Raw genomic sequence first — 26,332 nt, 5'->3', positions numbered from 1 at the left:
TTCAGTTCACTCGGCCGTCCGGGCGTGGTCCTCGTCGTCGAGGACGACCTCGAGTCGGCCCTCGTCGAACAGGCGGTCGATCTGACTCCGCGTGAAGCGGCCGTCGCAGTCCTCGCCGACGAAGGTGACGACGCCGTCGGTTCGTTCGACGACGGTCGCCAGCGAACTGCCGGTTCGGTAGTAGTAACGAACGGTCGTGCCCGGATGGAGCGCGTCCGACGTGATGCGAAGGTACTGCCGACGATGGAGGGACATACCCGGGAACGCGAGGACGTCGGCATAGCTCTTGTGGCACGCGGGAACGGAACTATCCGTGTCGGAGCGCGGGTTTGGATCGACGCTCGAGCGGTCACAATCCGGACCGATCGCTCCGACGTAGCCGGGGAGTATCAGTCCGACGCACTTACCGCGTCGTTGGAAACGGAGACAGTCGGGAGCAGATCGACGTACTCGTCGAGGTCGAGCGCGAACTCCCGGGCGGTCGTCGGGCGAACCCAGCGGAAGTCGAACTCGGCACCGTGCTCCTCGCCGCCGTCACTGACGGTGTGCGTCCATCGGTCGCGGGGCTCGTACACGGTCGAGTGGAAGAAGTGGCGCACGTATCGCTTCCCCTCGCGCCGCGTCCAGATGTCGGTCGTCAGGTGGCTGGTATCGCTCAGCGTTCCGAGTCCGCTCTCCTCGCGGACTTCTCTGAACAGCGCTTCCCGCGGCGATTCGCCGGCCTCGAGCGTGCCCTTCGGGATCTGCAGTCCCTCGTGTCCCGGGCCGTCGAAGACCAACAGCTCGCCCGTCCTGCGAGTGATGTACGCGCACGCCTTCTGGACGTACGTAATCTCTTCCATGTTGCTAGTTACCACACCATCAGGGTGTAAAAGCGTATCCTGAGGGAGATTAAAAGACACTAAGGGTGTTGTACGGGCGCTTTGAAAACCCGGTCGGCCCCCCGGATCAGTGGGAGATGTCCACTCGCTCACCGTCGAAATAGGTGGCCCGAATTACGAGCGTCGAGATCGGCGCTGCGGTCGAATCGAAGTGTGCGGTCGCGTGGCCGACCTCGTATCCGGCCTCTAGACCGAAGCCGTCGTGTCGGAAGTCGCGTGCGGATAGCCGCCGTTCAGTTCGCAGTCACGTCGCGAAGTGGTCTGCGCTCACCGACCGCCCGCAGACCGGACAGCCGTTCGACAGCGTCGCCTCGCGCATCGGCCCCGTGACGGGGATCTCTCGGCCGCAATCCGGGCAGGTGAATTCGTACGGTTTCATGGGTAGATGGTGCGTGCTCCGTCTAGAACGTCGTTCTCGTCCCCGATAGGGCGGCAACCCAGATATAGAGGGACATATATATGGCGCCTCGCTCGAGCGCCGTCGGACGCCGCCCCGTGGGCTCGGGAGCGCCGCTTCGGTGTCGGTCCGGGTCGACGATGGCTCAGCCGTCGAGGATCGATTCGACGAGCTTCGCCTCGGCCTTGCGCAGGTGTTCGGCGGCCGTACTCGGCGCACAGTCCAATGCGCTCGCGACGTCTCGGTGATCGGCTTCGCGCGGTATTTCGTAGTAGCCCAGATCGAGCGCGGCGTCGATCGCCTCGCGCTGGCGGTCGCTCAACAGCGACTCGAGGACGCCGGGAGCGGCCGCCAGACCGCCGATTTCGTCGATCGTGACGGTGATCAGATCCGGAATCTCGTCGATGGCTGCCTGAATCGCGTCGGACGGGCCGAACGCCGAGTACGACACCGTCCCGTCGCCCGCGTACTCGATGGGCGGGATCACGACGACCGGCGTTCGCGTGATCGTCTCGAACAGGTCTCGAGCCGATTCAGTGGTCGCGTCCCGGATAAACACGTAGAACGCGTCCGGGCTAGCAGGGGTGAGTTCGTACGCCAGCACCTCGGGGATCGCTTCCAACGCCGCGACGAACGGTTCGCGGTCGCCCTCGACGTAGTGCATGATCCCGAATTCGTCTTCCGCGACGTTCCAGTGCATCGCGGTCGCCCGGTCGACGTACGGTGCGTTCGCCATGACGTCGTACATCGGGTGGATTTCGGCCTCGCTGCCACCTGCATCGAGCGTGATCCGAACATGTTTCATAGAATGGCTGTTCGCGTCGGTGACTTAAATCCCACAGACGGATCCGGCAGTGGGGATTCCACCCGTCGGGACGACATCGTCGATATGACCTGCCGGACGCTACTGACGGGGGCCACCGGGACGCTCGGGACGGCGCTGCAACCGCGACTGATCGATGCGGGCCACGACCTGCTGGCGGCGAGTCGCTCGCCGCCCGATCACGGGGACGACCTCGAGTGGATCGCGATGGATCTCGTCGACGGGACGGGGATTCGCGAAGCCGTCGCGGACGTCGACGTCGTCGTCCACGCGGCCAGCGCACCGCAAGGCGATAGCGAGGCCGTCGACGTTCGCGGCACCGAACGACTGCTCGAGGCGGCCGCCGACGCGGGCGTCTCGAACTTCGTCTACGTCTCGATCGTCGGCGTCGACGAGATTCCGTACTCGTACTACGAGCACAAGTTCGCGGCCGAGCGGGCGGTCGAAGCCAGTGCGGTGCCGTCGACCATCGTTCGCGCGACGCAGTTTCACTCGTTCGTCGCCGAGCTGCTCGGGATGGTCTCGCGGTCGCCGATCTGGCCGCTCCCGACCGCGATTCGACTGCAACCGATCGACGTGGGGGAGGCCGCGGACGCGATCGTCGACCGCGCAACGACGGACCCGGCCGGCCGCGTGCCGGATATCGGCGGCCCCGAGATACGAACCGTCGGCGATCTCGCGCGGGCGTATCGGGACGCTCGAGCCCTCCGACGGCTGATCGTCCGTCTACCGCTCCCCGGCGAAACCGCCGCCGCGTTCCGCGCCGGCGACGGGCTCTGCCCCGATCGGACCGTCGGCACGGTGACGTGGAACGAGTGGCTCGCGGGGCAGTTCGACTGATCGTCGGTCTCGCGGGCGCAGATCAGCCCCACAGGAGGTTCGCCGCGACGAACGCGACCTGCGAGAGCACGAGCGTCGTCAGCGTCGCCAGCACGCACAGCTCGTAGATTCCGCGGACGCGGTCGAACTCGCCGTCTGCGGCGCGCTCGAGCCCCCGTCCGAGCGCCCGCAGTCCGAGGAAGGTCAGTGCGACGAGCACCGGAAACGAAGCCAACGCGAGGGTCGCCGGCGCGTGTTCGGGACCGTAGTAGGTGCCGACGCTCCAGCGGATTCTGACGGTTTCGCCGAGCGCCAAGGCTGCGGCGACGCTTATCGTGGCGCTGACGAGGACGGCAAGGAGTCCGCCGCCGGCCGTCGGCCGGAGCCGTCCGCCGGCAGCGCTCGAGACCGACGCTGCTATTCCGCCCGCGACGCGCTGCGTTCGTTCGACGAGCCGTTCGAGCGAATTCGACGGGTGAGTCGATGACATCACACGCCGACCAACGGGACGCGGGATGAAAGACCGGCGTGCGCGACTGCAGCGGCTGCAGTGGCGAAAACCACTTTATGTTCTTTCTCTGTAGACTCCGAAACCGTGAGTGAGGAGCCGGACGTCGAAACGATCGGGGCCCTGCTCGAGGACCCGACGGTACGCACCATCCTCACCCAGACGAGCCAGGAACCCATGACAGCCACCACGTTGAGCGACCACTGCGACGCGTCCAAACCCACGGTGTATCGGCGGCTGGAAGACCTCCGCGAGTGCGGACTCCTCGTCGAGCGGACGAAACCCGACCCCGACCGAGGCCACCACCGGACGGTCTACGCGACGAACCTCGAGCGGATTACGGTCGACCTCGACGACGGGGGACTGACGCTACAGATCGACCGCCGCGAGGACATGGCCGACCGGTTCACGAAACTCATCGAGGGGATCTAGATGATGACGCCGCTCCAGCTCTGGGAGGTGTCGCTTCCCCCGGAGTGGGTCGCGACGTTCGTCCAGGCGACCGACGTTCTGAGCGCGCTGGTCGGCCTGTTCATCGCCTATCAGGCCTATCGCGGCTACCGGCGAAACGATAGCCGCCCCATGCTGTTCATCGCCGTCGGGTTCGCGCTGGCGCTCGCCGTCCCGTTCCTGTTGCTGTTGGCCTACGTCGCGCTCCCGTTCGTCTCGGAATCGGTCGCGGCGATCCTCGGCCAGTGCAGCCAGCTCACGGGACTGGTCGCGATCCTGTACGCGCTCCGGATGCCGGCGTAGGTTCGCACGGGTCCGTACAGTTCAGGCTCAATGATTAAGGTGTGCTAGCATCTACCACTGCCGATGGGCACGCTAAACGAAGAGATGGCCGACGTGCGGTCGGACGTCGACGGCGTACGAACACAGCTTCGGGAGGACGTTCCCGAGTTCTTCGAGTTCGACGTCGCCGTCGGTAACATCACCTACAACGCGAACAGCAACAGCGTCTCGGTCACCGTCGAACCGAGTTCGCGAGCGCGAGACCAGCTCTCGGAGGAACTCGGGGGCGTGAACGTAAAGACGGACGGCAGACTGGAGTTCGAGTTTAGACTCGTGAACTCGGACGCCGACTGAGCGGCCGGTGCCGTTTGGAGGGCCGCCCGCCAGGTCCGGCTCGAGCAGACGGTCGGAACTCGAGTCCGTCGCGAGTCAGTCGGCTGCGAGCTTGTCCAGTCCGGCCGATTCGATGTCCTCGCCGTCGACCGACGAGCGCAGCGCGTCCATCCCGTCGTCGCGGTCGATGTCGAAATCGTTCGCGTAGAGGTCGTCGACGCGGGCCATCTCCTCGTTGGTGAGCCGCGGCAGGTCGCTGGCGGCCGCCCACTCGTCGATGTCGTCTCTGGTGCGGAACGTCGGCGTCACGGTCGCGACGGGGTCGTGCGAGAGCAGCCAGATGATCGCGGCCTGGCCCATCGTGCGGACGCCGTCGCGCTCTAAGAAGCGCAGTTGCTCGAGTTTCTCCCAGCCGGTTTCGTACCACTCGTCGGGGCGGAATCCGCGGTGGTCGCCCTCGCCGAGTTCGGTGTCGGGGGTGACCTGCTCGTTCAGGATGCCCGAGGAGTGGGGGACCCGCGGAATGAGGCTGGTCGACGAGTCCGTTCGCCCGATCGTCTCGAGGAAGTGATTGCCGACCTCCTGTTCGAGGACGTTCCAGACGAGCTGGACGGAGTCGAACTCCTCCTCGATGGCGAGATCCCCTTCGGCGAGCCAGCCGATCGAGGGTCCGAGCGCGAGCCCGGTAGCGTCGATCAGCCCCTCCTCCTCGAGTTCGTCGAATAGCTCGAGCACGTCGGGCGTTATTTCGTCGACGTTGGCGTTGTGGAGCTGGAGCACGTCGACGGAGTCCATGCCGAGGCGATCGAGGCTCTTCTCGACGGCGTCCCGGAGGTACTCCGGATCCATCTCCTTGGGGAGTTCGCCGTGGCCGGCCTGCGGGTTGTTGTAGAAGTCGTAGCCGACCTTGGTGGCGACGGTGACCTCGTCGCGAACCTCGGACAGCGCCTCGCCGACCAGTTCCTCGCTGCGGCCGTGACCGTACACGTCGCCCGTGTCGAAGTAGGTGATCCCCTGATCGACGGCGTACTGGATCATCTCGAGGGCGTCCTCCTCCGAGCGGTCGCCCCACCAGTCGGTGCCGACGACCCACGCTCCGAAACCGATCTCGCTGACCTCGACTCCGGAGTCGCCGAGTTCGCTGTGTTGCATACGCGCCCCTTCGGAGTGGGGGAACTTAGGGTGAACGGAACGCCCGAGTACACGATCCGAACCCGTTCGGGAGACCCGCGCACGAGGACTCGCGAATAGCGCCGGTCCCCGGTCGGTGGTCCGGCGAGTCGAATCGATCTTGGGAGTTCCCGCACACGTATCGATAATGGCCGCCTCTCGTTCACGGCTCGTCAGGCTCCTCCTGCTGGTCGTCGTCGCCGTCGCGACGGTCGTCGTCGTCGCCGCGCTGTCGCTCGAGTTTCCGCGCGATCGGATCACGGTCGGTGCGCTCGTGGTCGGCGCGTCGCTGTTCGTCGGCGCGCTCGCGTTGCCAGCCCTGATACTCGCCGGCTGGCGGTCTCAGACGGAGTGAATACGGCCAGTACGATTATACGAGTCACGTGCAGCCCCCTTCGCTGCCGACCGGTAACCCGCGTGTAAGTAGGTCCGGCAACCGGGCACACACAACCGAACCACTATCAACTCGGCGGGCAATATCTCGGAGTATGACAAAGCGGTACGTGTCGCTCCCCGACGAGGCGGAAGCGGGGATGCGCGAGTTCATCGACGAGGTCGATCGACGGCTCTCGAGCGACGAGGACACCTGTTCGGTCGTCGAAGACGTCCTGATCGACCTCTCGGGGGACCGCGAGGCGTACGAGCGCTGGCAGAACGGCGAGTCCGTCTCGCCGGCCGAGCGCGTCCGCCTGCAGAGCTACGATCCCTGCAACACGACCCTCGAGAGCGAGTACTACGCCGAGAAGGACGAAGAGAAGTTCCGCACCTCCAAGCACCTCCAGTGGCTCTGGCGCCAGTTCGACAGCCTGCCGATCGCGGACAACGTCGAGTTCGCGCTGCGCTTCCGGCGAATGCTCGCCGACCACCTCTTCGAGGACTGCGGCGACGGCTGTCGCTTCTTCAAGGGCATCTCGTTTACCTACGGTCACAACATCACGGTCGGCGACAACACCGTCGTCCACGACGACGTCCACCTCGACGACCGGGGCAAACTGACTATCGGCGACCGCGTTTCGATCTCCGACGGCGTCCACATCTACAGCCACGATCACGACGTCGTCGACCAGACCGAGGTCCGCAACTTCCACACGATCGTCGAGGACGACGTCCGCCTCACCTACGACTCGATGGTCCGTGCGGGCAACAAAGTCGGCGAAAACGCCATCGTCGGCGCGCGCGGCGTCGTCCAGCACGACATCCCAGCCCACCACATCGCCGTCGGCATGCCTGCTCAGAGCGTCAAGATCAAACCCGGCTGGGAGGACGTCGCCACCCCGGTCGAGGACGCCGGCGTCACCCGCCAGGAAGAGCGCCATCTCGCGTACGACCTCCCCGACGACTTCGAGGTCTTCGACGAGTTCCAGCGCGATCTGCAGCCCTCGCGATAGCCGTCCGACCGCCCTCCGGATCGTCACCGTTTCCTGACTTTCACCGAGCCGAAACGCGGGGAATATCCAAGTGCCTCGAGAACGTATCACACACCGATGGAGCTCTGGGGCTGGCTCGTCGGCTACATCGCGTTGTTCGCCCTGCTTCACCTGCTACTGTACTACCTGTACGCCCGCCGTGACGACGACGAGAGCGAGCATACACCGTCGCTCGCCGATCCGAACCGCGCGAGTATGCGCTCTTCCCCCGGCCCCGAACGGTATCCGCGTGCAGCGGACGAACTCCCGGAAGCCGACCACCCTGCGGACGCCGCTGACACCGACCACGACGAGACGACGGTTCGGTGTCCCCACTGCGGCGCGCCAAACGCGGCCGATCAGACGTTTACGTACTGCTGGAACTGCGTCTCTGCCATCCGTCAGTGATCGTCGCTCGGGGTTGGATCGACTCGAGCCGCGAAACGAGCAGGCTGTCGGAGAGACGAACCGTCGAGCCGAGCCGCTGTACCTCGTCACGTTCGAGACTCATACAGGCTAGCGAGAACTCCTCTTTATAGTGAATTCCTCCATAGGTGATTAATAATACCCGTTCGATCTGACGAATTGGGCTGGTAACAAACGATTACGCTTTTGACCTTCAAACAGAGAGTGGTAGGAGACGAGCCGTCATGAACGGACACGCACCCCCCGCCTCGAAGTCCCCTCCCTCCCTGTATCGCGCCTCGCACGACCCCGACGGACCGGCCGCGCTCAGTACGACCGTGATCCACGCGCTGGCCGACTGCATGGGCGTCGACGTGACCGACAGTCGCGTCTCGCTGTACGACGCTGTCGACCCCGACGCGCTCGACGACCTCTTCCGGCCGCGCTACGACGGCACGCCGCGGACCGGCGGCACGCTCTCGTTCGTCGTTAACGGCCACCACGTCCGGGTCAGCGGTGACGGCGAGATCCTGATCGAACCACCCGTGCACCGCTAGTAACTCGGTTTCTCTTCCAGTCGAAAACGGCTGCGTTACGCCGAGAGTCCTTCCTCGAGCCGCTCCAGGTGATCGACGCCGACGACGGCGACGACGTCGCCCGGCTCCGAGCGGATCGTCTCGAGTCGGTCGATCATACACCGTTCGCGCGTCTCGTCCCGGTACGCGAGTGCGCTCCCGTCGGTATCCACGCTGCCCAGCAGTGCCTGCACGCCGGCGACGTGTGAGCGCTCGTGGTCGGCCTGCTGTTCCGGCGGGTCGTCGGGGTCGCAATCGTACTCGATCGGATCGTCTGGGGCGACGGTCATCGACGTCGCGTGGGTCAGCGTCGCGGCGACCCGACTGGCCACCGCCTCGCGAGTCGCGCCGCCGAGACTCGAGAGAACGCGCCGCGCCGTCGCGGGCGAGACGCGGTCGGCGACCAGCCGCGCGACGAGTTCGCGGAGGAACGACCAGTTCGGCGCGTCGATTCCGACGTGGTCGGCGTCGGGGGCGGCGCGGATCGCTGCGCTCATCTCGCCGCCGAAACGCGGCGGGGTCGGATCATCGGCATCGCCACGGGCGTAGATCTTGTACAGCGGCAGCGCCGCCGGTGGTAGTTCGAGCGCGAGCGTGTCCGGGTCGACCCGCTCGAGGACGCGTTCGACGCGGGCGACGCTCGCGGGGTGGTCGTGAACGACGCCGACGAGTACGAGATCGCCGGTCGTCTCGGGGTAACGGCGACAGAACTGCGGGGTGATCCGCGGGTCGTCGAACGATTCGGTGAAGGACGGGGACTCGTCCATTGCTCGAGTGGTAATACGGTACTACCGGTATAACCCTTCTGCTGTGTTGACTCGGAACCGAGTCAGGATCACTACCGTTCTCGCTGCGCCGAGGTGGGAACCGTTTCGTCGGCGGAAAGATCCGATTGAACGGCAGTGAGCCCCGTTCCCCGAGCGCCGAAGCAATGGCTATTCGCTAAGTAGGCGCTTTCGAACCGTATCAGCGTTTCCGTCCGTTGCTTCCTCCCTCCCGTTCGTCACATCTCGGCGCTCGGTCGAAGTCCGGGCGACCGGATCCCCTCTTCTGATATAAAAACACCTCGTCGTCAGCTGTCTGGGAACGATTGACGATCACATCTCATCGTCGGAATCGCTAGTTATCGTCCCGCACTGGCACGGTTTTTCTCTCTCACCGACGGGGCGTACCGAGTCCGTGACTCGACGAAAGACAGCAAGGTTTATATAGAATCACAATCAATCATCCGCTCGACTATGAGTCAGCGAATGCAGCAGGGTCAGCCGATGATCGTAATGAGCGAGGACTCCCAGCGCGTCAAGGACAAGGACGCGCAGGATTACAACATCAGCGCCGCCCGTGCGGTCGCTGAAGCCGTCCGCTCGACCCTCGGCCCGAAGGGGATGGACAAGATGCTCGTCGACTCGATGGGATCGGTGACGATCACCAACGACGGCGTCACCATCCTCAAAGAGATGGACATCGACAACCCCACGGCCGAGATGATCATCGAGGTCGCCGAAACGCAGGAAGACGAGGCCGGCGACGGCACCACGACGGCCGTCGCGATCGCGGGCGAACTCCTCAAGAACGCCGAAGACCTCCTCGAGCAGGACATCCACCCGACGGCGATCATCAAGGGCTTCCACCTCGCCAGCGAGCAGGCCCGTGAGGAGATCGACGACATCGCGACCGAGATCGACACCGACGACGAAGAACTCCTCCGAAAGACCGCCGAAACCTCGATGACCGGCAAGGGCACCGAGGTCAACAAGGAGTACCTCGCCGACCTCATCGTCGAGGCCATCCGCCAGGTCACCGTCGAGGACGAGAACGGCGACAACGTCGTCGACCTCGAGTTCCTCAACATCGAGACCCAGACCGGCCGCAGCGCCGGCGAATCCGACCTGCTCGAGGGCGGTATCATCGACAAGGACCCCGTCCACGACAACATGCCCACCGAGGCGACGGACGCGGACATCCTGCTGCTCGACGAGGCCATCGAGGTCGAGGAGACCGACGTCGACACCGAGGTCTCCGTGACCGACCCCGACCAGCTCCAGAAGTTCCTCGACCGCGAGGAGAAACAGCTCCGCGAGAAGGTCGACCACATCGCCGACCTCGGCGCCGACGTCGTCTTCTGCCAGAAGGGCATCGACGACCTCGCCCAGCACTACCTCGCCAAAGAGGGCATCCTCGCCGTGCGCCGCGCCAAGAAGTCCGACCTCGAGTTCCTCCAGGAGGTCGTCGGCGCGTCGATCGTCTCCGACCTCGAGAGCGCGACCGCCGAGGACCTCGGCTTCGGTGACATCACCCGCGACGAGGAAGGCGAGCTGTTCTACGTCGAGGGCGAGGACGCCCACGGCGTCACCCTCCTGCTGCGCGGCTCGACCGACCACGTCGTCGACGAACTCGAGCGCGGCGTCAACGACGCGCTCGACGTCGTCGCCCAGACCGTCTCTGACGGTCGCGTCCTCGCCGGCGGCGGCGCGATCGAGGTCGAACTCGCCTCGCGCCTGCGCGACTACGCCGACTCCGTCTCCGGCCGCGAGCAGCTCGCCGTCGAGGCCTTCGCCGACTCGCTCGAGCTCGTTCCGCGCGTCCTCGCCGAGAACGCCGGCCTCGACTCGATCGACACGCTGGTCGACCTCCGCGCGGCCCACGACGACGGCGACGTCACGGCCGGGCTGAACGTCTTCTCGGGCGACGTCGAGGACACCTTCGAGGCCGGCGTCGTCGAACCGGCCCACGCCAAGGAACAGGCCGTCACCTCCGCAGCCGAGGCCGCGAACCTCGTGCTCAAAATCGACGACATCATCTCCGCCGGCGATCTGTCGACCGACAAGGGCGACGACGAGGAAGGCGCACCCGGCGGTGCCGGCGGCATGGGCGGCATGGGCGGCGGCATGGGCGGCATGATGTAAGACTAAATTTTGCTCTGCGGGCCGCCGAAGGCGGCCCTCGGCGAAATTTAGTATAAAAACACTCCTCCTTCCGTTCCGCTCACTGCGTTCGCTCCACATCAGTCGTCGGCCCGCTCGCAGCCTGACGGCTGCTCGCGGTGAATCTCGTGACGAGGTCGCTACCCGAGGAAGCGTTCCGCCAGAAAAGAACCGTCCGATTACTCCTCGTCGTCGACCTCGAGTTCGAACTGTTCGTTCTCGGAGGCGGCGTTGAGGACGACGCTCGTGTTCGAGGCCTTGATGTCGGGGTCGGTCAGCAACTGCTTGATCTGGTCGTTCATGCCGTCGGTGTCCTCGAACTTGCCGATGGCGATCACGTCGTAGTCGCCGGTGACCTCGTAGACGCTGGTCATCTGGCGGTGATCGCGCAGCGTCTCCGTGACGTCGGGCAGCGCGTTGCCTTCGACCTGGAGCTGGATGACCGCGGTCACGTCGTAGCCGACGGCATCGTAGTCGACCTTCGGTGTGTAGCCCTCGATCACGCCGTCTTCCTCGAGATCGGAGAGGTGGTTCGAGACGGTGGTGACGGAGACGTCGAGCTCCTCGGCGAGGCTCCGGAGGCTCGCTCGGCCGTCGCCGAGAAGTGCATTCACTAGTTTTGCATCGAGATTTTCGTACGTCATCACATCTACCCTCTCACTGAAGCCTTTAGAACTTTACGAATATGCAGTTTCCTGAGGGAGAGCGAAGATTTGCACGGAACAGTAGTGTTTTAGTATACTGGTTACGAGGATACGACGAGAAAGATGACAAGCGGAAACCTCTCTGAGACCGAACAGGCGGTGCTCGACGAAATCGAGGAACAGGACGTTGACTTCCTGCGACTGCAGTTTACGGACATTCTGGGGACGGTCAAGAACGTCTCCGTCCCGGCCCGACAGGCCGAGAAGGCGTTCACCGAAGGCATCTATTTCGACGGATCTTCAATCGAAGGCTTCGTTCGCATTCAGGAGTCGGACATGCGACTCAAGCCCGACCCCGAGACCTTCGCCATCCTCCCGTGGCGCCAGAAGGAGGAAAGCGCGGCCGCCCGAATGATCTGTGACGTCTACGACACCTCGACGGGCGAACCCTTCGAGGGCGACCCGCGTCGCGTTCTCAAGAACGCGCTCGACCGCGCCAACGAGATGGGCTACACGGTCAACGCCGCGCCCGAGCCGGAATTCTTCCTCTTCGAAGAGGACGAGGAGGGTCGCGCGACGACCAAGACCAACGACGCCGGCGGCTACTTCGACCTCGCGCCGAAGGACCTCGCCAGCGACGTGCGCCGCGACATCATCTACGGCCTCGAGAGCATGGGCTTCGAGGTCGAAGCGAGCCACCACGAGGTCGCCGAAGGCCAACACGAGATCAACTTCACCTACGACGACGCCCTGACGACGGCCGACAACGTCGGCACCTTCCGCACGGTCGTCCGCGCGATCGCCGCCCAGCACGACCTGCACGCGACGTTCATGCCCAAGCCGATCCCGCGGATCAACGGCTCGGGGATGCACACGCACCTCTCCCTGTTCACCGAGGACGGCGAGAACGCGTTCCACGACGAGGACGACGAGTTCAACCTGAGCGACGAGGCCCACGCCTTCACCGCGGGGATCTTGGAGCACGCGCCGGCGATCACGGCGATCGCGAACCCCACCGTGAACAGCTACAAGCGCCTGGTGCCCGGCTACGAGGCGCCGGTCTACGTCGCCTGGTCGGACCGCAACCGCTCGGCACTGATCCGCAAGCCGGCAGCGCGGACGCCCGCGGCCTCCCGCGTCGAACTGCGCTCGCCCGACCCGTCCTGTAACCCCTACCTCGCGCTCGCCGTCATGATCCACGCGGGTCTCAACGGGATCGAGAACGACCTCGACTGCCCCGACCCGGTCCGCGAGAACATCTACGAGTTCGACGAGGAGAAGCGCGAAGAGTACGGCATCGACACGCTGCCGACCAACCTCGGCGAGGCCGTCGACGCCTTGGAGGAGGACGAGGCGATCTATAGCGCGCTGGGCGACCACGTCAGCTCCAAGTTCGTCGAAGCGAAGCGCCAGGAGTTCGAGGACTACCTCGTCGACGTCTCCCAGTGGGAACTCGACCGCTACCTCGAGACCTTCTGAACGGCGCAGTACCGTCGCTCTGACTCGACTTTCGACTCGTTTCTCACCTCGGATTCGACGCCCGCCGAGCCCGTCAGTCGTCGGCTGCAGACAGCTCGTGATCGTGTGCCTCGAGCGCCAGCGTTTCGGGCTCGAGCGTGTAGTATCGCTCCCACGCGGGAGCGAGGCTCACGACCCTCGTTTCACCAATCTCGCTCTCGCGGTGGCGGTGGTGGTGACCGACCAGACAGAGGTCCGGCGAGAGCTCCGCGAGGAGGTCGTCGATATGCTCGCAGCCGGGATCGTAACCGTAGGACAGCAGGTCGGTCGGTGCCTCGTGGGTGAGGAAGACGTCGATATCCTCGAGTGCGGTGGCCCGCTCTACGTCTTCGTGCGTGAAGTGACGGCGACGGTCTCCCTCGAGTTCGTCACGAGAGCGCTCGTACTTCGTCGGCGCGAAGTTACCCGAGAGGCCGGCGACGCGAAGTCCGTCGATCGTTGCCGCAGTGCTCGCCAGCAGGTGGACGTTTTCGGTCCCCGGCGGCTCTTCGCCCGTCCGAAGCGCGTCGATCACGTCGAAGTCCTCGTTGTTGCCCGCGACGAACCACGTCGGTGCCGGGAGGTCGTACCGCTCGAGGTCGCCGAGTTGGAGGACGCGGTCGGGCTCGAGGGTCCGATAGAGCGCGAGCAGTGTTTCCTCCCGGGCCGGCTCGGAAGCGTGGGCGTCACCGAGGACGAGCATAGCGGTGCTACGGACGCGAGCCGGATAGCGGCGGTGCCGAAAACTGCCGGTCTGCAGTGGCTCGAGCGTATCACTGGCGCTGGCTGACTGTCGCCGAACGAAGCACATTCAAGGGCATCATTTAGACGCAATGACGGCGGACGTTCGCGTATGGCCGACACCCCAGACGTCAACACGGTCGAGACGGACGACGACTTCATCCACGTCCGGTTTCGCGATCCGGATCGGTACGACGAGATCCGGACGCCCGACTGGGCGGAGCAGCCGGCCGAATCGGTCTCCGAGGGCAGCGAGGTCCGGACCGGGAAGGTCGAGGGCGAGGACGACTGGGAGGTCACGAGCGTCCTGATCGACAAACACGTCGGCGAGGACAAAGCGGAGGAGCAGGCGAAAGAGATCGTCGACAAGATCGAATCCTAGGCGGGACGCGAACGGATCTGTACCGGTGCGTATCGAACCGCCGGCGGGGTCGTGAGTACTCGCTCAGGCCTCGGCCTGCCCGATCCACTCCTCGGCCCGATCTTCCGAGACGTCGGCCGCTTCAGCGACGGCGTCGGGGCCGGCGCGCGTGAGGTCGTCGACCGTCGCGATGCCGGCGTCCGAGAGCTGCTCGCGGACGTCCGCGTCGATTCCGTCGATGTCCTCGAGCGTGTGTTCCGGGTCGGTTTCGATCTTCGTGTGCGGCTCGTCTTTCCCCTGCACCGGGATCTGCCGGGCACCGTCTTCGTCCTGCTCTTCGAGCTGCTGCCGGAACTGTTCGATCTGTTCGGACTGCCGTTCGAGGAGTTCCTCGACGTCGCCGGTCTGGCGCTCGAGCTGGTCTTCGAGCTGATCCTGTAGCTCCTGGGTCCGCTCGAGCTGATCGCGGAGTTGCCCGGACAGCTCGTCGACGTTCTGGATCGTCTGGTCCTCGACCGACTGCGTCATCTCGAGGAACTGATCGGTCTGCTCGTCGAGGGCGTCGACGAACTCCTCGGAGAGTTCGGTGGCGGAGTCGACGTCCCGCTCGAGTTCGCGCTCGAGCGCGTCGTAGAACTCGGCGTGGGTCTGTTTCAGCTGGCCGAAGGTCTCGTCGACGTTCCGGTGGGCCTCTGGGGCGTCGTCGCTCGGCAGGAACGCGGCCGTCGCGCTGAGGTAGCCGTGGGTCGCGGCCTGTGCGAGCTCGAGTTGCTGGCGCTGGAGCGACTCCTGGCCTTTGAGGCCGGTGAGCGCCATCGTGTCGGCGTTTCGTTGCGTCGCCATCCCCTGCTTGAGGAGCTGCTGGCTCTGTTTGACTGCGGCTCGCTGGGCGTCGAACATCGCTCGAATCGGTGAGTCTGACTGGCTCATGTGTGATCACCACTCCGCGTTGGCCGTAGATAAGCTGTGGGCTTGCAAACCATTTGATGGTCTTGAATGGCATTAATTGGTCAAATCGTTCTGACGATCGCACTGTCTGAGTAGATGACGACCTTCGCCCGCCGGCGACTGTCACGGTCGTCGTGGTTCGGTATTATGGGCGTGTTCGTCGTCGATTCGCGTATGGCCGATAGTCGAACCTACGCGTTCGAGGGGAATCGACCGACGATCGATGACACGGCGCGAGTGAGCAGAGCGGCGACGCTCGTGGGCGACGTCGAGGTCCGCGCAGACGCGAGCGTCTGGCCGGGCGTCGTGCTCCGCGGCGATATCGGTCCCGTCCGCGTCGGCCGCGAGACCCACGTCGGGGACAACGCGACGATTCACGCCTCGCAACTCGCTGACGAGGTGATGGTCGGACACGGGGCCGTCCTCAACGAAACGGTCGTCGAAGAACGGGCGCTGGTCGGATTCAACGCGACGATCAACACCGACGTCACGATCGGAAGCGGGAGCATCGTCGCCGCGGGAACGGTCGTTCCGGACGGCTACGAGATTCCGCCGGAGTCGTTCGTTCGCGGTGTTCCCGCTCGAGTCACGCCGCTCTCCGAGACGGGCATCGACGCTCGAGAAACGTTCGAAGAATATTCCTCCGGTGAGTACACGGATCTGGCGGGGCGTCACGAGGAATTGTTCGAGTGAGCGCACGTAGGCGGACGAGCGCCCTCCTCACGCCGGTTTGGGCTCGAGCCGGCCCGGGCTACCGGTTCGCGTCGAACTCGAATATTTCGCGGTAGAGCCCCTCGGCGAGCCCATCGAGGTCCGCCTCGGCCTCGCTGGCGGCCATCGTATCGCCGATGCCGCGCCACTCGACGGAGAGTCGGGCGATCGGGACCAGCGCGACCCCGCCGACGACGACCTCGCCGTCGGGGGTGTGGATCCGCCACTCCGTCCGCGTGCCGCTCGAGGATCGAGTGACGGCGTCGATCTCGGCCCCGGCCGCGACCCACCGCTCGACGAGGCCGTCGGTGATCCGACGGAGTTTGCGTTCGCCGAGCAGGTGGAGGGTGACACCGCCCACGGAAAGCAGTGCGAACGCGGCGGCCGCCATCGGCAGCCCACCGTAGGGGAGGTTCATCGACGCCGCGAGGCCGGCCGTGACGACGATCAGGCCGAGGACCCGACCGTCGACCGCGCTCGGCACCGTGCCGCTCCAGGTCGGCGCTGCCCCCTGGTTCGGCTGCTCGAGTTGCATATCGACCGTCTCTCTGTCCGTCGCTCCGATAGCCGTTGGCCTGTCCCAGTGGTGGCTTTATACCGACGAGTGGAAGGATTACTCGTCTTCGAGTAATTCGCTGTCGCCGTGGGCGTCCCGCAGGTTCTCGAGGTCCTCGCGTTGCTCCTCGAGCCGCGGGGTCGGCTCCGCGTACGTGTACTCGAAGATATCGGTGGGGTCGCCTTCGACGGCCTCGGCGCGCTCGACCAGCGTCGCGACGGTGTCCTCGATTTCGGTCTCGATCGCGTCGATTCGATCGTCGTCGAGGACGCCGTCGGTTCGGAGATACGCCTCGAACCGATCGATCGGATCGCGCTCGCGCCAGCGCTCGACTTCCGCGTCGTCCCGGTAGACGGAGGGATCGTCGGCCGTCGTGTGCGCGCCGTACCGGTACTGGATCGCCTCGATCAGCGTCGGGCGCAGCCGGTCGCCGTCTCCCTCGAGCGCCTTCTCGCGCGCCGCCCGCGTAACGACGTAGGTCGCGAGCGGGTCCATGCCGTCGACCTGCACGCCCTCGAAGCCGTAGGCCCTGGCTTTCTCCGCGATAGTCGCGCTCGCCGTCTGGCGCTCCCGCGGGACCGAAATCGCCCACTGATTGTTGTTACAGAAGAAGATCGTCGGCGCGTCGAAGACGCCGGCGAAGTTCATCGCCTCGTGGAAGTCCCCCTCGGAGGTCGCCCCGTCGCCGAAGTGGACGACGCTCGCCCGCTGGTCGCCGTTCAGTTTCGCGGCCCACGCCCAGCCGACCGCGTGGGGGAGGTGGCCGCCGATCGAGATGTTCAGCGGGAAGACGTCGATCTCGGCCAGCGCGGCGTTGCCGTCCTCGTGGCCCATCCAGTACAGCAGGTACTCCCACGGCATTCCCCGCGCGGCGATCGCGCCGTGTTCCCGGTACTGGAACGAGAGCATGTCGTCGTCGGCCAGCGCGTACGTCGAGCCGATCTGGGACCCTTCCTGACCGGCCAGCGAGGCGTAGGTCCCGAGCCGACCCTGGCGCTGGAGACTGATCATCCGCTCGTCGAACCGCCGAGAAAAGCGCATATCCCGGTACATCGACCGCAGGGTCTCCGCCGCGAGATCGGGCTCGAGTTCGGAGTCGACGACGGTCCCGTCTGGATCGAGCACGCGAACCCGGTCGTCCGGCTCCCGCTCGAGGAGGTCCCGTTCGCGGACGTCTCCTGACATAGACGTACCGTTGACCGCGGCCCATATAACGGTAGCTCCGCGCGTCCCGCTGCTCGACGGTGGATCGCGACCGCGTCTCGCTCGGGTACAACCTCGTTCACTCGGTTAATCAAACTAATAGAAATGTGAAAAATACTGCGGTGTTATCTTCAGTCCTGCCATACGCGCATGTACAAATCTCCGCTGAACCAGCCGGTAGGTTGGTGGTCGAACTGAACGCCAGCCGGTTCACTCAGTTAATCAAAACTCAGATCTGGGTGAATTTGTCATTAGCTTAAGACGTAGGAGCACGTACTCGGCGTTGTAATGAACGATACTCACGACCGATTATACGAAGTGATGGCGAACGAGCAACGCCGACAGCTGCTATTCAGCTTGTTAGATGGGAATCCTCGGACGGACACTCCAATCGACCTCGATACACCACCTGACGATGTCGCAGTTGGGAGGACGGATAGACTCGAACAGAGGCACGTTCATCTTCCCAAGTTAGACGATTACGGATTTGTCGAATGGATACCAAGCAGGAGTCGCGTCGAAAGGGGGTCCCGATTTGACGAAATCAGGCCCACGCTTGAACTTCTGGCGAGACATCACGGGAAACTCTAAGCGTGACCTCATCGAATTCTCTCTCGCGGTAGAACTCGTTGTCTTTCTTCCCCGTACTAATGCATAACTACAGGTGTGAATGTGCCGCCATCGCTCATTTTGATGTTCTGAGTGAAAGTATTCTTTATAGACGTTCAGTTCCATTCGTCTATAACGAGAGATTTTGCACTGTGCGTTTCCCTCCACAGCGAAAGGGACTGTCGGCAGAACGGTCGTGTAACGGTCACGGACGCATCACAGAGTCCACACTCGTTCTAACCGCCAATGACAGACCAGTCCCTCCACAACTCATCTGAGAACGGGCTTACGATTCTCCTCGTTGAGGACAACCCCGGCGATATTCGTCTGATACGAGAAGCGTTCGAAACGGCAAACGTCGGTGCTGAGACAACGCTCCATCCAATATCTAACGGGGACGATGCGGTTGCGTTCTTGACCGAGCGAACCGACGACGAGACGCGACCGTTCCCCGACCTCGCTCTCGTAGATTTGAACCTTCCGGGGCGAGACGGGTGTGCAGTTCTCGATGCGATCAGAGATGATCCACGGCTCAGACCGCTTCCTGTGATTATACTCACGAGTTCTGCGGATAGGGACGACATCGACCGATGCTACGATGCTCACGCCAACGCTTACGTGACGAAGCCGACCGCTCCGGACGAGTTCGAGTCACTCGCAGCCTCAGTCGGCCAGTTCTGGTTCCAGCAGGTACAACTCCCTCCGGTTCAGTAACTACCTCACCTATCTCTACCGTTCAGAGTGTCTTGTCGATGCCGTGAACGGACGAACACCATCTTCACGGGCTAACGCGCGAATCTTCTGGTCCTCGCATCCCTCGTCGCCGAGAGGAGAATCGCTACTTCACCGGTATTCCGCTCGCTGAGCGACGGTGCGAGCTGCGAGTCGTGTTTTCTGGTCGTCGTCACTCGACGGTCGACGATGGCATCGGAGGATTTCAACAGAGCCGTCTCAGTGGTCTTCGCGTCTTTTCCGATCGCACTCGAGTCCGGTACCGGTCGGTATCGATCGAATCCCACTCTGTTCGCAGACGCCTGCCCGATAATCGTGGACGTAGGAACGGCGAACCCCGTTGTGGTTGGGCCGTAACGGGGCCCGCCACTTCCACGTACTGACCGTACCGTCAAGTAGCTTGTGTGATTATTTGGGTGAAATCGCCTGCGGGAGGTGGCGTTCGAAAATTCTATCAGCCCTTGCCAGTCAATACGCGAAACCTTTTCCATCCACGCACTCTACTCTGCATGTTCGGGTAGCCGAACTCGTGGTTGGGCCATGACAGAGAACGAAACTACTAGACAGGCGATTAGCCTGCTGCAGGATCTCGGGCTTCAGGAGTACGAAGCACGTTGTTTTATGGCGTTGAACAAGTTGCCGACCGGCACGGCGAAGGAGATACACGAAATCTCCGAGGTGCCCCGGACGAGGGTCTACGACGCCATTCGGGTGCTGGAATCACAGGGACTGGTCGAGGTGCAACACGCGAGTCCGCAGGTGTACCGTGCCGTCAGCGTCGCCGAGGCGACACAGACCTTGCGCCAGAAGTACGACACTCGGATCGATACGCTTCAATCGCACCTCGAGAACACGGACACTCAGGAGGCCGAGGACGACGAGCAGGTCCAGGAGGTCTGGTCGTTGTCCGGGCACGAAGCGATCGAGTCGAGAACGCTCGATCTCATCGACGAAGCGAACTCCGAGGTCGCACTCCTCGTCGTCGACGAAAACATCCTCTCCGAGGCGCTGTTCGACGGGTTGCGAGCGGCGGCCGACCGCGACCTCTCGATCGTTCTGGGCGGTCAGACGAACGAGATCATGGCGACGCTCGGCGGCGAGGTCGCCACGACGCACGTGTTCGAAACCGGCCTCGACTGGCTCACCGGCCGCGAAAGCGACAACGAAGTCGCGATCAGTCGCATCCTGCTCATCGACCGCGAGACGCTGCTGATCGGGTCGTACTATCCGACCGCCGCAGAGGGCAAGGGGAAAGAGCAGGCGGTCTTCGCTCGGGGCCTCGAGAACGGGATCGTGGTACTCCTTCGCCGGCTGGTGACGGCCGGCTTACCGCCGATCGAAGATCCGGGGGTCTGACTCCGTTTTCACCGACGCGGAACGAACCGGCCGCACCGGCTGTGAACCGCTATCGATAGTCCGGCAGCCGACCCGACCGGTCCGAGCCCGCGACGAACGGCAGGTCGGCCAGCGCAGCGGGGACCTCCTCGCCGCCGACCCTGACCGTCAGGTCGTCGCTCTCGAGGCCGTAGTCGACGAGCGCGAGCGCGACGACCTCGTCGCGTATCGGGCTCTCGCCCCCGCGAGTCACCTCACCGACCGACGCGTCGCCGTCGAAGACGGCCGCGCCGGCGTCGGGAACCGGCCGGTCCTCAACCGGCCGGTCCTCGTCTCTCCGCTCTCCCTCGAGGACCAGTCCGACGAGCTTCCGGCTGGGCTGACCGCGGTTCTCGACCCGGGAGACGACCTCCTGACCGACGTAACACCCCTTCTCGAAGTCCAGGGCGCTTCGCAGGCCTAGCACGTTCGGGAGCGTTCCCTCGAGTTCGGTGTGAAAGAGCGGCGAACCGGCCTCGAGCGCGAGGCTCTCGAACGTCCGATACCCGAACGGCGCGGCGTTCAGTCCCTGATTCAAGAGCGTATCGTAGACGGCGGCGGCGTCGTCGGCCGCGCAGACGATTTCGTAGCTCTCCTCGCCGGTGAGCGCGTCGGTACGGATGACGGTGACGCCCTCGTCGCCCATCGTCCCGCGGACGAACGAGTAGCGCTCGTCGGGCGAACCCGCCCCGTTGAGCACGCTCGCGACTTTCTCGGTGGCCTGCGGGCCGTGGATCCCGAACACGGCGAAGTCGTCGGTCGCGACGCGGATGTCGACGTCCTGGATAAACACCTTCTCGGACCACTCCTCGGCGAGCGGCTCGGCGGTCTCGGGCTGGGTGAACAGCAGCAGGCGCTCGCCCGCGTTGTAGACGTAGAGTTCGACCTCGATTCCGCCCTGCGGGTCGAGGACGAGCGCGTAACACCCCTGCCCGTCCTCGGCGGGAACCCGGTTCGAGACGACGTTGTCGACGTACTCGACGCGGTCCTCGCCCTCGACGACGATCACGCCGTAGACCAACTCGAGCAGGCCGACGCCGTTGCGGACCGCGCGATGGGTCCGTTCCGGCCGCCCGAAGTGTTCGACGATCGTCCGATCGCCGCGCTCGCCGAACGTGGCCCCGTGGTCCTCGTGGATGGACTCGATGACGGTCATGCGTACCTTCTGGTGCCTGAGGCCCTCAGGCGTTTCGATTCAAAAAGGAATCCGCTCGCGCAGCCACTCCCCCAGCGACTGGTCGTCGTCCTCGTCGGCCGGCTCGTCGGGCACCACCCGCTCGTCGGGCTTGATGACCATCTCGTTGCCCGATTCGACGACGATCAGATCGTCCTCCTTGAGCGTCGACAGGGCGTCCTCGAGTTCGTCGATATCGACCTCGACGGCGGCTCGGAGTTCGAAAATCGTCATCCCGTCGTCGGCGCGGTTGACCAGTTCGTCGAGTACGGCCACCTCGGTCCCCTCCCGATTCCGGTACTCCCGCTTTGCTCTCATCCGTATGTCCATTCGACAACCTGGGATTTGACGTTTGTCGTTCCGACGACGACCGACGGTTCATCGGGGCGGGTGTCGCCACGCGGCGACCGGCCGCGGGTGGGAACTCGAGTGCGATCCGAGACGCACCCGTCGTCGCGAGCGACTGTCACCAATCTGGGACAAACAGGCAGCACGTTTTTTATGGGATGGCTCGGTACGGTGGGACAATGGTCCTGCGATGTTCGCTGCTCGGGCACGACTTCGGCGAGTCCGATGTCGAACGCGAGCGCGAAGAACGGGGCAGTGAAGTCGTCGTAACCGTCCAGGAGTACGAGGAGTGTTCCCGCTGTGGCGAGCGAAACGTCATCAGCGAGAACACCGAAGTAACGAGTCTCTCCGCCGAGACGGACGCCGACACGCTCTCCGACGATCCTGATGAAGAGCTGATAGAAGATACGCCCGAATCCGACGCAGCTGCCGCCGAAACCGGGACGGACGCCGAGTTCATCGACGCCGACGCGGCCGCGGATGCCGACGATGCGGCGACCGGCGACGTCGGCACCTCCGAAGCGGCTCCGTCTGCGGGTTCCGCCCCCGACGACGGTGCCGATGACATCGAGGTGCCGACCGACGAAAACGGCGACCCCGTCACCGATGACGGCGAAATCCTGGAAGACGACGGCCCGGAACCCGATCGGGACCGGGACCGCGACCACGGCGAGTGGCCCGATTCCGACGACGTCGGGCCGCCGGTCGGCGCGGAGTCCGAACCGGCCGCGTGGCCGGACGACGAGTCCGACACCGAGACGGCAGTCGCCGACGACCCCGACGAGATCGATCCGGAGGAGATCGACGACGACGCCGTCCTCCTCGAGAACGACGCGCCCGCCGACGGCCTCGGCGGTGCGAGCGTTACGGACGATGCGGCCGACGCCGACGCCCGATCGGTGACGACCGAAGCCCCCGAGGCGAATACCGTCGGCGCCGACCGGAACGGGGCGTCCGACTCGGGGATCGGCATCGAACGCGCCCAGTCGGCTCCGGCCCCGGCCGAGAGCAGCGGCTCGTCCACCGACGACGTCCCGACCGAGTTCTACTGTCCGCGGTGTGAGTACGTCGCCGCCGGCGACCGGAGCTCGCTTCGCGCCGGCGATATCTGTCCCGACTGCCGGAAAGGCTATCTCAGCGAGCGCGAGCAGCAGTAGTCGCGCCCTCGAAGAACAGCTCTCCGTCTCTCACGGTCCGTGGCGTGTGCTCTCCCGCTTTTCGAGACCGTCCACGCCCGGCTCGCCTCCGCCGGGACTACCGGTCGGTAGCCCGTCTCGCCGCAGCCACCGGTTTCCGGCCTCGCTAACGCATCAGACACCCGAAACATCGGCTATGAAAAGAGGTAAACACTCCCCCGTGTTTCTTCGAGCCATGAAGGAGTACAAGATGCGTCGCGGTGAATATCTCGAGGAACGAATCCCCGACATGGAGGCGACCGTCGAGGACTACTTCGGTCCCATCACGGGGACCCAGGAGTACAAGGGCAGCGACCTCTACCTCATCGAGGAGCCCGACAACCCCGTCTTCGAGAAGATCGTCGTCGGGGCCGTCGAGTACTCCGGGAAGAAGGACAAACTCGGCGTCGAGTTCCACGAACGCGACCCCACCGAACTCGGCCCCGACGAACTCGAGGCCGCCGGCGAGGCCGTCGACGCGAAAAACGACTTCCTGCTCGAGGCGACCGGCCGCGACGCCAAGTCCCGTCGCGACTCGATGAAGCGGAAGGTCGAGGACGACCCGGACCACGACATCGACTAGCGACCCTTCACACGCCGTTCTCCAGCGAGCGAGACGCGTAGCGCCGCGTTCGCGATGGCCTTCGGTAAACCGTCGATCGAAAACGCTTCTCCCGCCGCTCCGAACGCATAGCGTTCTCTCTATCGCTTGTCAGCCCGCTTACTCACTGGCTCACGGCTCCGCCGTTTGCCGTTCGCGGCGCTTCGCGCCGCACACTCGTCCGTCGGCTCCGTAACGGTTTTCGCCGCCGCGTCGAACCCTCGAGTAATGGAAGTACAGTCGTTTCTCGTCGCGACGTTCGTCGCCCACCTCGGGTTCGCGAGCTTCGTCACCGTCCACGCCGTCGCGACCGATCGCGACGCCGGCAAGTGGCCGCTCGTGACGCTGGCGTTCGGGTTAGCCGGGATCGCCGCCTACTTGTTCTACGACGAGACGTCGGACTCCGGTCGACGCTGATCGGTCTCGGTCTCGAGCCGGCGCGAAAAATCGGTTCCGAGCGCTCAGGCGAGGAAGACGTGTCGCGGTCGGTCGGCGAGGACGTCGCGGCCGAACTCGACGGCCTCCGAGAAGGCGTCGCTCCGGAAGAACTGCATCGCGTCCTCGCGGGAGTCCCAGCGGCTGGCGATGAACATGTCGTTTTCGTCCTCGCGGTTGACCAGTAGGTCGGTCTTCCGGTGGCCGTCCATCTCCGCTAGCAGGTCGGCAGCGTCCTCGAACGTGCCGGTGAAGTCGCTGCGGTGCTCGGGCTTGACCGTGTAGAACATTCCCATCGTCCCCCACGAGTCGCCCTCCTCGTCTCCCGCTTGCCGAACGATCTCGGGGAGATCCGCGAGGAACCCGGCGGCCGTGTTCGCGGCGCGGTCGGTGTCCCAGAGGCTGACGATCGCCGTCTCGGCGTCGTCGTCTCGAGATTCGTAGACGGCCGTCTTCACGTGTGTATCGTAGTGGTCGAAGTTCCCACGCAGCCCCTCGACCTCCTCGAACAGTTCGTCGGCGTCGGCCGCCGAATAGAGGACGACCGCGTGAACGTCTTCCCCGTGAGGCTGGCCGGCGTAGACGCCCATCTCTTCGAGTTCGCTGCGAACGTCGTCGTCCTCGTCGCCGTCGTCACCGTGGTGGTGGTCACCGGAACTCGAGTCACCGCCGTGGTGTCTCTCGGAGCCGTGATGGTGCCCCTCGGACTCGCCGCCGGCGTGGGCGTGGGGATGGTTACCGTCCTCGCCCTCCTGTGGGACCCGTTCGCCCGCGAGGAACGCGCCGAGGTCTTCTGGCGGGAACCGGCGCGCCGAGAGGAATCGGCCGAACTCGGCGAAGCGCGAACTCGAGGGGTCGAAGCGCATCTCGTAGAGCAGTTCCTTCACGTCGGTGGGGTCGTCGCCGAACAGGGTGATTCCCCACTCGAAGTCGTCGAGGCCGACGCTGCCGGAGATGATCTGGGTGACGCGGCCGGCGTAGTCCTTGCCGATCTCGCCGTGGTTCGAGAGGTAGTCCGCGCGCTCGTCGAAGGGCAGTTCGTACCAGTTGTGGTCGGGCCCGCGGCGCTTGCTCATCGGGTAGAAGCTCAGAAACTCGCTGTCGGGCAGTTCGGGTTTGAGCCGCGACTCGATGTACTGTGCCATTCCGGTATCGGCGGTTTCCCCGTCCTCGAAGTAGTCCTGGGACATGTAGCCCGAAACCTCGGTCACCGAGAGGTAGGAGTCGGCCCGTTCGGTGAACTCGGCGAGGGCGGTGTGTTCGAACCGCCGCTCGAGCGTGTCGATGTCGCCGAGCGTCGGCCGCAGGTGGAGCACGAGCAGGTCGGCCTTGTGGCCGAGCACCGCGAACGTCGCGGACTCGCCCTCGTCGGCGTCGTCGACGCCCTCGCAGGACGCGAGGTAGTCGATCCCCTCCTCGATCGCCCGCGAGCGCCGACGCTCGGGGGCGTCTCGCCAGGCGTCCCAGTCGATCGACCGGAAATCGTGCAGGACGTACCAGCCCTCCTCGGTCTGTGGCGGCTGCCGTCGTTCCATGCGCGGCGGTTGGAGCGGCGAGGCCAAGAAGGGCCGGGTTTTGTCCCGCGTTCCTCCGTCTCCCAGTCATTCGCCCCGTCGTTACGGGGCCGCCGTCCGGTCGTCTGCCGACTGTCGCCGGATCTGACCGAAACCCTTTACGTCCGTCCGTTTAATCCACGAGGTACATGCGGAAAAGTGGGCCGCCGAAAGGACTCATCGCCTACCTCGTCCTCGAGCTGCTCGAGGAGAAACCGCGGTACGGCTACGAGATACTGAAAGAGATCCGAGATCTCAGCGGTGGTCACTGGGAGCCGTCGTACGGCTCCGTGTATCCGATCCTCTACAAGTTCGAGGAGAAAGGCTGGGCCGAGCGCATCGAGCGCGCGGACGAGCCCGATCGGAAGTACTTCGAGCTCACCGAGGTGGGTCACGCCGAACTCGAGGAGCGCCGCGAAACCGGCTGCGAGAAGGCCAGCGACTTCGCCGACGTCATCCTCGGTTTCTTCCACGTGTACGCGGCGTTCTCGACGGACGACCGATTCGAGATCCCCGAAACCGAAGGCGAGTGGCGGTTCGACGAGGAGTTCAGTCGCTGGGTAGTCGAACAGGTCGTCCGCCACCACGAACACTACTTCGATACCGAGTTCGAGCGCCTCGAGGAGACGCCCGAAGAGTTCTACGACCGGCACGGCATCGACCCCGGGGAGTCGTAGCCCGCCGGATCGGCGCTCGT

At 64.7% G+C, this 26,332-nt stretch carries 33 protein-coding genes and 1 pseudogene; 18 read left to right on the top strand and 16 right to left on the bottom strand.

The window, feature by feature from the left end; genetic code table 11:
* Window positions 1-6: 6 nt before the first annotated feature.
* The 4 genes from NDO75_RS16805 to NDO75_RS16790 form a co-directional block, all read right to left on the bottom strand.
* Window positions 7-255: a hypothetical protein gene (locus NDO75_RS16805; RefSeq protein WP_310907766.1), complete on the bottom strand. Its 249-nt coding sequence runs from the start codon at window positions 253-255 to the stop codon at window positions 7-9.
* Between the two features lie 134 nt (window positions 256-389).
* Entirely contained in the window at window positions 390-842 is a 453-nt protein-coding gene (locus NDO75_RS16800) for an NUDIX domain-containing protein (RefSeq protein WP_310907765.1), read from the bottom strand.
* Between the two features lie 283 nt (window positions 843-1,125).
* Window positions 1,126-1,260, bottom strand: coding sequence for a zinc ribbon domain-containing protein (locus tag NDO75_RS16795; RefSeq protein ID WP_310907764.1), 135 nt, complete (start codon window positions 1,258-1,260; stop codon window positions 1,126-1,128).
* Between the two features lie 163 nt (window positions 1,261-1,423).
* Window positions 1,424-2,083: a helix-turn-helix domain-containing protein gene (locus NDO75_RS16790; RefSeq protein ID WP_310907763.1), complete on the bottom strand. Its 660-nt coding sequence runs from the start codon at window positions 2,081-2,083 to the stop codon at window positions 1,424-1,426.
* A gap of 84 nt (window positions 2,084-2,167) precedes the next feature.
* Here NDO75_RS16790 and NDO75_RS16785 point away from each other — a divergent pair, with 84 nt between their 5' ends.
* The gene (locus NDO75_RS16785) at window positions 2,168-2,941 is read left to right on the top strand and encodes an NAD(P)H-binding protein (protein WP_310907762.1); all 774 of its coding nucleotides are present in this window, start codon (window positions 2,168-2,170) and stop codon (window positions 2,939-2,941) included.
* 22 nt (window positions 2,942-2,963) lie between these two features.
* Here NDO75_RS16785 and NDO75_RS16780 read toward each other — a convergent pair whose 3' ends face one another.
* On the bottom strand, window positions 2,964-3,410 hold the full coding sequence (locus NDO75_RS16780; protein WP_310907761.1) for a hypothetical protein: 447 nt from the start codon (window positions 3,408-3,410) through the stop codon (window positions 2,964-2,966).
* A 105-nt stretch (window positions 3,411-3,515) separates the two neighbouring features.
* Here NDO75_RS16780 and NDO75_RS16775 point away from each other — a divergent pair, with 105 nt between their 5' ends.
* The 3 genes from NDO75_RS16775 (at window position 3,516) to NDO75_RS16765 (ending at window position 4,514) form a co-directional block, all read left to right on the top strand.
* On the top strand, window positions 3,516-3,860 hold the full coding sequence (locus NDO75_RS16775) for a winged helix-turn-helix domain-containing protein (protein WP_310907760.1): 345 nt from the start codon (window positions 3,516-3,518) through the stop codon (window positions 3,858-3,860).
* On the top strand, window positions 3,861-4,181 hold the full coding sequence (locus NDO75_RS16770; protein ID WP_310907759.1) for a hypothetical protein: 321 nt from the start codon (window positions 3,861-3,863) through the stop codon (window positions 4,179-4,181).
* Window positions 4,182-4,244: 63 nt separating this feature from the next.
* Window positions 4,245-4,514, top strand: a complete 270-nt coding sequence (locus tag NDO75_RS16765; protein WP_310907758.1) for a hypothetical protein — start codon at window positions 4,245-4,247, stop codon at window positions 4,512-4,514.
* A 75-nt stretch (window positions 4,515-4,589) separates the two neighbouring features.
* On the opposite strand, the gene NDO75_RS16760 is transcribed toward NDO75_RS16765, so the two are convergent.
* Window positions 4,590-5,645, bottom strand: coding sequence for an aldo/keto reductase (locus tag NDO75_RS16760; RefSeq protein WP_310907757.1), 1,056 nt, complete (start codon window positions 5,643-5,645; stop codon window positions 4,590-4,592).
* A gap of 166 nt (window positions 5,646-5,811) precedes the next feature.
* On the opposite strand from NDO75_RS16760, the gene NDO75_RS16755 reads away from it, so the two are divergent.
* From NDO75_RS16755 to NDO75_RS16740, 4 genes are all read left to right on the top strand, one after another.
* A complete protein-coding gene (locus NDO75_RS16755) occupies window positions 5,812-6,018 on the top strand; it encodes a hypothetical protein (protein WP_310907756.1) in 207 nt (68 codons plus the stop codon).
* A 133-nt stretch (window positions 6,019-6,151) separates the two neighbouring features.
* Window positions 6,152-7,051, top strand: a complete 900-nt coding sequence (locus NDO75_RS16750; RefSeq protein ID WP_310907755.1) for an acyltransferase — start codon at window positions 6,152-6,154, stop codon at window positions 7,049-7,051.
* Window positions 7,052-7,147: 96 nt separating this feature from the next.
* On the top strand, window positions 7,148-7,477 hold the full coding sequence (locus NDO75_RS16745) for a hypothetical protein (RefSeq protein WP_310907754.1): 330 nt from the start codon (window positions 7,148-7,150) through the stop codon (window positions 7,475-7,477).
* 242 nt (window positions 7,478-7,719) lie between these two features.
* Complete coding sequence (locus tag NDO75_RS16740; protein WP_310907753.1) at window positions 7,720-8,031, top strand: HalOD1 output domain-containing protein; 312 nt, start codon at window positions 7,720-7,722, stop codon at window positions 8,029-8,031.
* Between the two features lie 35 nt (window positions 8,032-8,066).
* Here the strand turns inward: NDO75_RS16740 and NDO75_RS16735 are convergent, their stop codons facing one another.
* Entirely contained in the window at window positions 8,067-8,816 is a 750-nt protein-coding gene (locus NDO75_RS16735; RefSeq protein ID WP_310907752.1) for a hypothetical protein, read from the bottom strand.
* Window positions 8,817-9,287: 471 nt separating this feature from the next.
* Here NDO75_RS16735 and thsB point away from each other — a divergent pair, with 471 nt between their 5' ends.
* Complete coding sequence (gene thsB / locus NDO75_RS16730) at window positions 9,288-10,955, top strand: thermosome subunit beta (RefSeq protein WP_310907751.1); 1,668 nt, start codon at window positions 9,288-9,290, stop codon at window positions 10,953-10,955.
* A gap of 197 nt (window positions 10,956-11,152) precedes the next feature.
* On the opposite strand, the gene lrp is transcribed toward thsB, so the two are convergent.
* Window positions 11,153-11,617 carry an HTH-type transcriptional regulator Lrp gene (gene lrp / locus NDO75_RS16725; protein WP_310907750.1) on the bottom strand — a complete coding sequence of 155 codons (465 nt, stop codon included), beginning with the start codon at window positions 11,615-11,617 and terminating at the stop codon, window positions 11,153-11,155.
* Window positions 11,618-11,740: 123 nt separating this feature from the next.
* Here lrp and glnA point away from each other — a divergent pair, with 123 nt between their 5' ends.
* The gene (gene glnA / locus NDO75_RS16720; RefSeq protein ID WP_310907749.1) at window positions 11,741-13,096 is read left to right on the top strand and encodes a type I glutamate--ammonia ligase; all 1,356 of its coding nucleotides are present in this window, start codon (window positions 11,741-11,743) and stop codon (window positions 13,094-13,096) included.
* Between the two features lie 73 nt (window positions 13,097-13,169).
* On the opposite strand, the gene NDO75_RS16715 is transcribed toward glnA, so the two are convergent.
* Window positions 13,170-13,817, bottom strand: coding sequence for a metallophosphoesterase (locus NDO75_RS16715; protein ID WP_310907748.1), 648 nt, complete (start codon window positions 13,815-13,817; stop codon window positions 13,170-13,172).
* A 150-nt stretch (window positions 13,818-13,967) separates the two neighbouring features.
* Here NDO75_RS16715 and NDO75_RS16710 point away from each other — a divergent pair, with 150 nt between their 5' ends.
* A complete protein-coding gene (locus tag NDO75_RS16710; protein WP_310907747.1) occupies window positions 13,968-14,237 on the top strand; it encodes a hypothetical protein in 270 nt (89 codons plus the stop codon).
* 63 nt (window positions 14,238-14,300) lie between these two features.
* On the opposite strand, the gene NDO75_RS16705 is transcribed toward NDO75_RS16710, so the two are convergent.
* On the bottom strand, window positions 14,301-15,146 hold the full coding sequence (locus NDO75_RS16705) for a helix-hairpin-helix domain-containing protein (protein WP_310907746.1): 846 nt from the start codon (window positions 15,144-15,146) through the stop codon (window positions 14,301-14,303).
* Window positions 15,147-15,338: 192 nt separating this feature from the next.
* Between NDO75_RS16705 and NDO75_RS16700 the strand changes: the two genes are divergently transcribed.
* The gene (locus NDO75_RS16700; protein ID WP_310907745.1) at window positions 15,339-15,857 is read left to right on the top strand and encodes a gamma carbonic anhydrase family protein; all 519 of its coding nucleotides are present in this window, start codon (window positions 15,339-15,341) and stop codon (window positions 15,855-15,857) included.
* A gap of 58 nt (window positions 15,858-15,915) precedes the next feature.
* Here NDO75_RS16700 and NDO75_RS16695 read toward each other — a convergent pair whose 3' ends face one another.
* On the bottom strand, window positions 15,916-16,410 hold the full coding sequence (locus tag NDO75_RS16695; RefSeq protein ID WP_310907744.1) for a hypothetical protein: 495 nt from the start codon (window positions 16,408-16,410) through the stop codon (window positions 15,916-15,918).
* A 78-nt stretch (window positions 16,411-16,488) separates the two neighbouring features.
* Window positions 16,489-17,616, bottom strand: a complete 1,128-nt coding sequence (gene pdhA, locus NDO75_RS16690) for a pyruvate dehydrogenase (acetyl-transferring) E1 component subunit alpha (protein ID WP_310907743.1) — start codon at window positions 17,614-17,616, stop codon at window positions 16,489-16,491.
* 873 nt (window positions 17,617-18,489) lie between these two features.
* On the opposite strand from pdhA, the gene NDO75_RS16685 reads away from it, so the two are divergent.
* Window positions 18,490-18,957: a response regulator gene (locus NDO75_RS16685; protein ID WP_310907742.1), complete on the top strand. Its 468-nt coding sequence runs from the start codon at window positions 18,490-18,492 to the stop codon at window positions 18,955-18,957.
* 48 nt (window positions 18,958-19,005) lie between these two features.
* Here the strand turns inward: NDO75_RS16685 and NDO75_RS16680 are convergent.
* A pseudogene (locus tag NDO75_RS16680) lies at window positions 19,006-19,172 on the bottom strand (IS5/IS1182 family transposase); the annotation flags it as partial.
* 343 nt (window positions 19,173-19,515) lie between these two features.
* On the opposite strand from NDO75_RS16680, the gene NDO75_RS16675 reads away from it, so the two are divergent.
* The gene (locus NDO75_RS16675) at window positions 19,516-20,331 is read left to right on the top strand and encodes a helix-turn-helix domain-containing protein (RefSeq protein ID WP_310907741.1); all 816 of its coding nucleotides are present in this window, start codon (window positions 19,516-19,518) and stop codon (window positions 20,329-20,331) included.
* A 49-nt stretch (window positions 20,332-20,380) separates the two neighbouring features.
* On the opposite strand, the gene NDO75_RS16670 is transcribed toward NDO75_RS16675, so the two are convergent.
* Both NDO75_RS16670 and NDO75_RS16665 read right to left on the bottom strand, forming a co-directional pair.
* The gene (locus tag NDO75_RS16670; protein WP_310907740.1) at window positions 20,381-21,505 is read right to left on the bottom strand and encodes an aminomethyltransferase family protein; all 1,125 of its coding nucleotides are present in this window, start codon (window positions 21,503-21,505) and stop codon (window positions 20,381-20,383) included.
* Window positions 21,506-21,544: 39 nt separating this feature from the next.
* Window positions 21,545-21,841 carry a DUF6432 family protein gene (locus NDO75_RS16665; RefSeq protein ID WP_310907739.1) on the bottom strand — a complete coding sequence of 99 codons (297 nt, stop codon included), beginning with the start codon at window positions 21,839-21,841 and terminating at the stop codon, window positions 21,545-21,547.
* 209 nt (window positions 21,842-22,050) lie between these two features.
* On the opposite strand from NDO75_RS16665, the gene NDO75_RS16660 reads away from it, so the two are divergent.
* The 3 genes from NDO75_RS16660 (at window position 22,051) to NDO75_RS16650 (ending at window position 24,064) form a co-directional block, all read left to right on the top strand.
* Window positions 22,051-23,028 (top strand): hypothetical protein, encoded by a 978-nt coding sequence (locus NDO75_RS16660; protein WP_310907738.1) that lies wholly within the window; start codon window positions 22,051-22,053, stop codon window positions 23,026-23,028.
* A gap of 214 nt (window positions 23,029-23,242) precedes the next feature.
* On the top strand, window positions 23,243-23,629 hold the full coding sequence (locus tag NDO75_RS16655) for a DUF5611 family protein (protein WP_310907737.1): 387 nt from the start codon (window positions 23,243-23,245) through the stop codon (window positions 23,627-23,629).
* A gap of 246 nt (window positions 23,630-23,875) precedes the next feature.
* Entirely contained in the window at window positions 23,876-24,064 is a 189-nt protein-coding gene (locus NDO75_RS16650; protein ID WP_310907736.1) for a hypothetical protein, read from the top strand.
* A 44-nt stretch (window positions 24,065-24,108) separates the two neighbouring features.
* Here the strand turns inward: NDO75_RS16650 and NDO75_RS16645 are convergent, their stop codons facing one another.
* Window positions 24,109-25,617: a heme-binding protein gene (locus NDO75_RS16645; protein ID WP_310907735.1), complete on the bottom strand. Its 1,509-nt coding sequence runs from the start codon at window positions 25,615-25,617 to the stop codon at window positions 24,109-24,111.
* A gap of 167 nt (window positions 25,618-25,784) precedes the next feature.
* Here NDO75_RS16645 and NDO75_RS16640 point away from each other — a divergent pair, with 167 nt between their 5' ends.
* Window positions 25,785-26,312, top strand: a complete 528-nt coding sequence (locus NDO75_RS16640; protein ID WP_310907734.1) for a PadR family transcriptional regulator — start codon at window positions 25,785-25,787, stop codon at window positions 26,310-26,312.
* Window positions 26,313-26,332 lie beyond the last annotated feature (20 nt).

The organism is Natrinema sp. 1APR25-10V2 (assembly GCF_031626495.1).
Classification (GTDB): domain Archaea; phylum Halobacteriota; class Halobacteria; order Halobacteriales; family Natrialbaceae; genus Natrinema.
The sequence above is the reverse complement of the archived record's forward strand: the minus strand, read 5'-3'. Positions and strand labels throughout refer to the sequence as shown.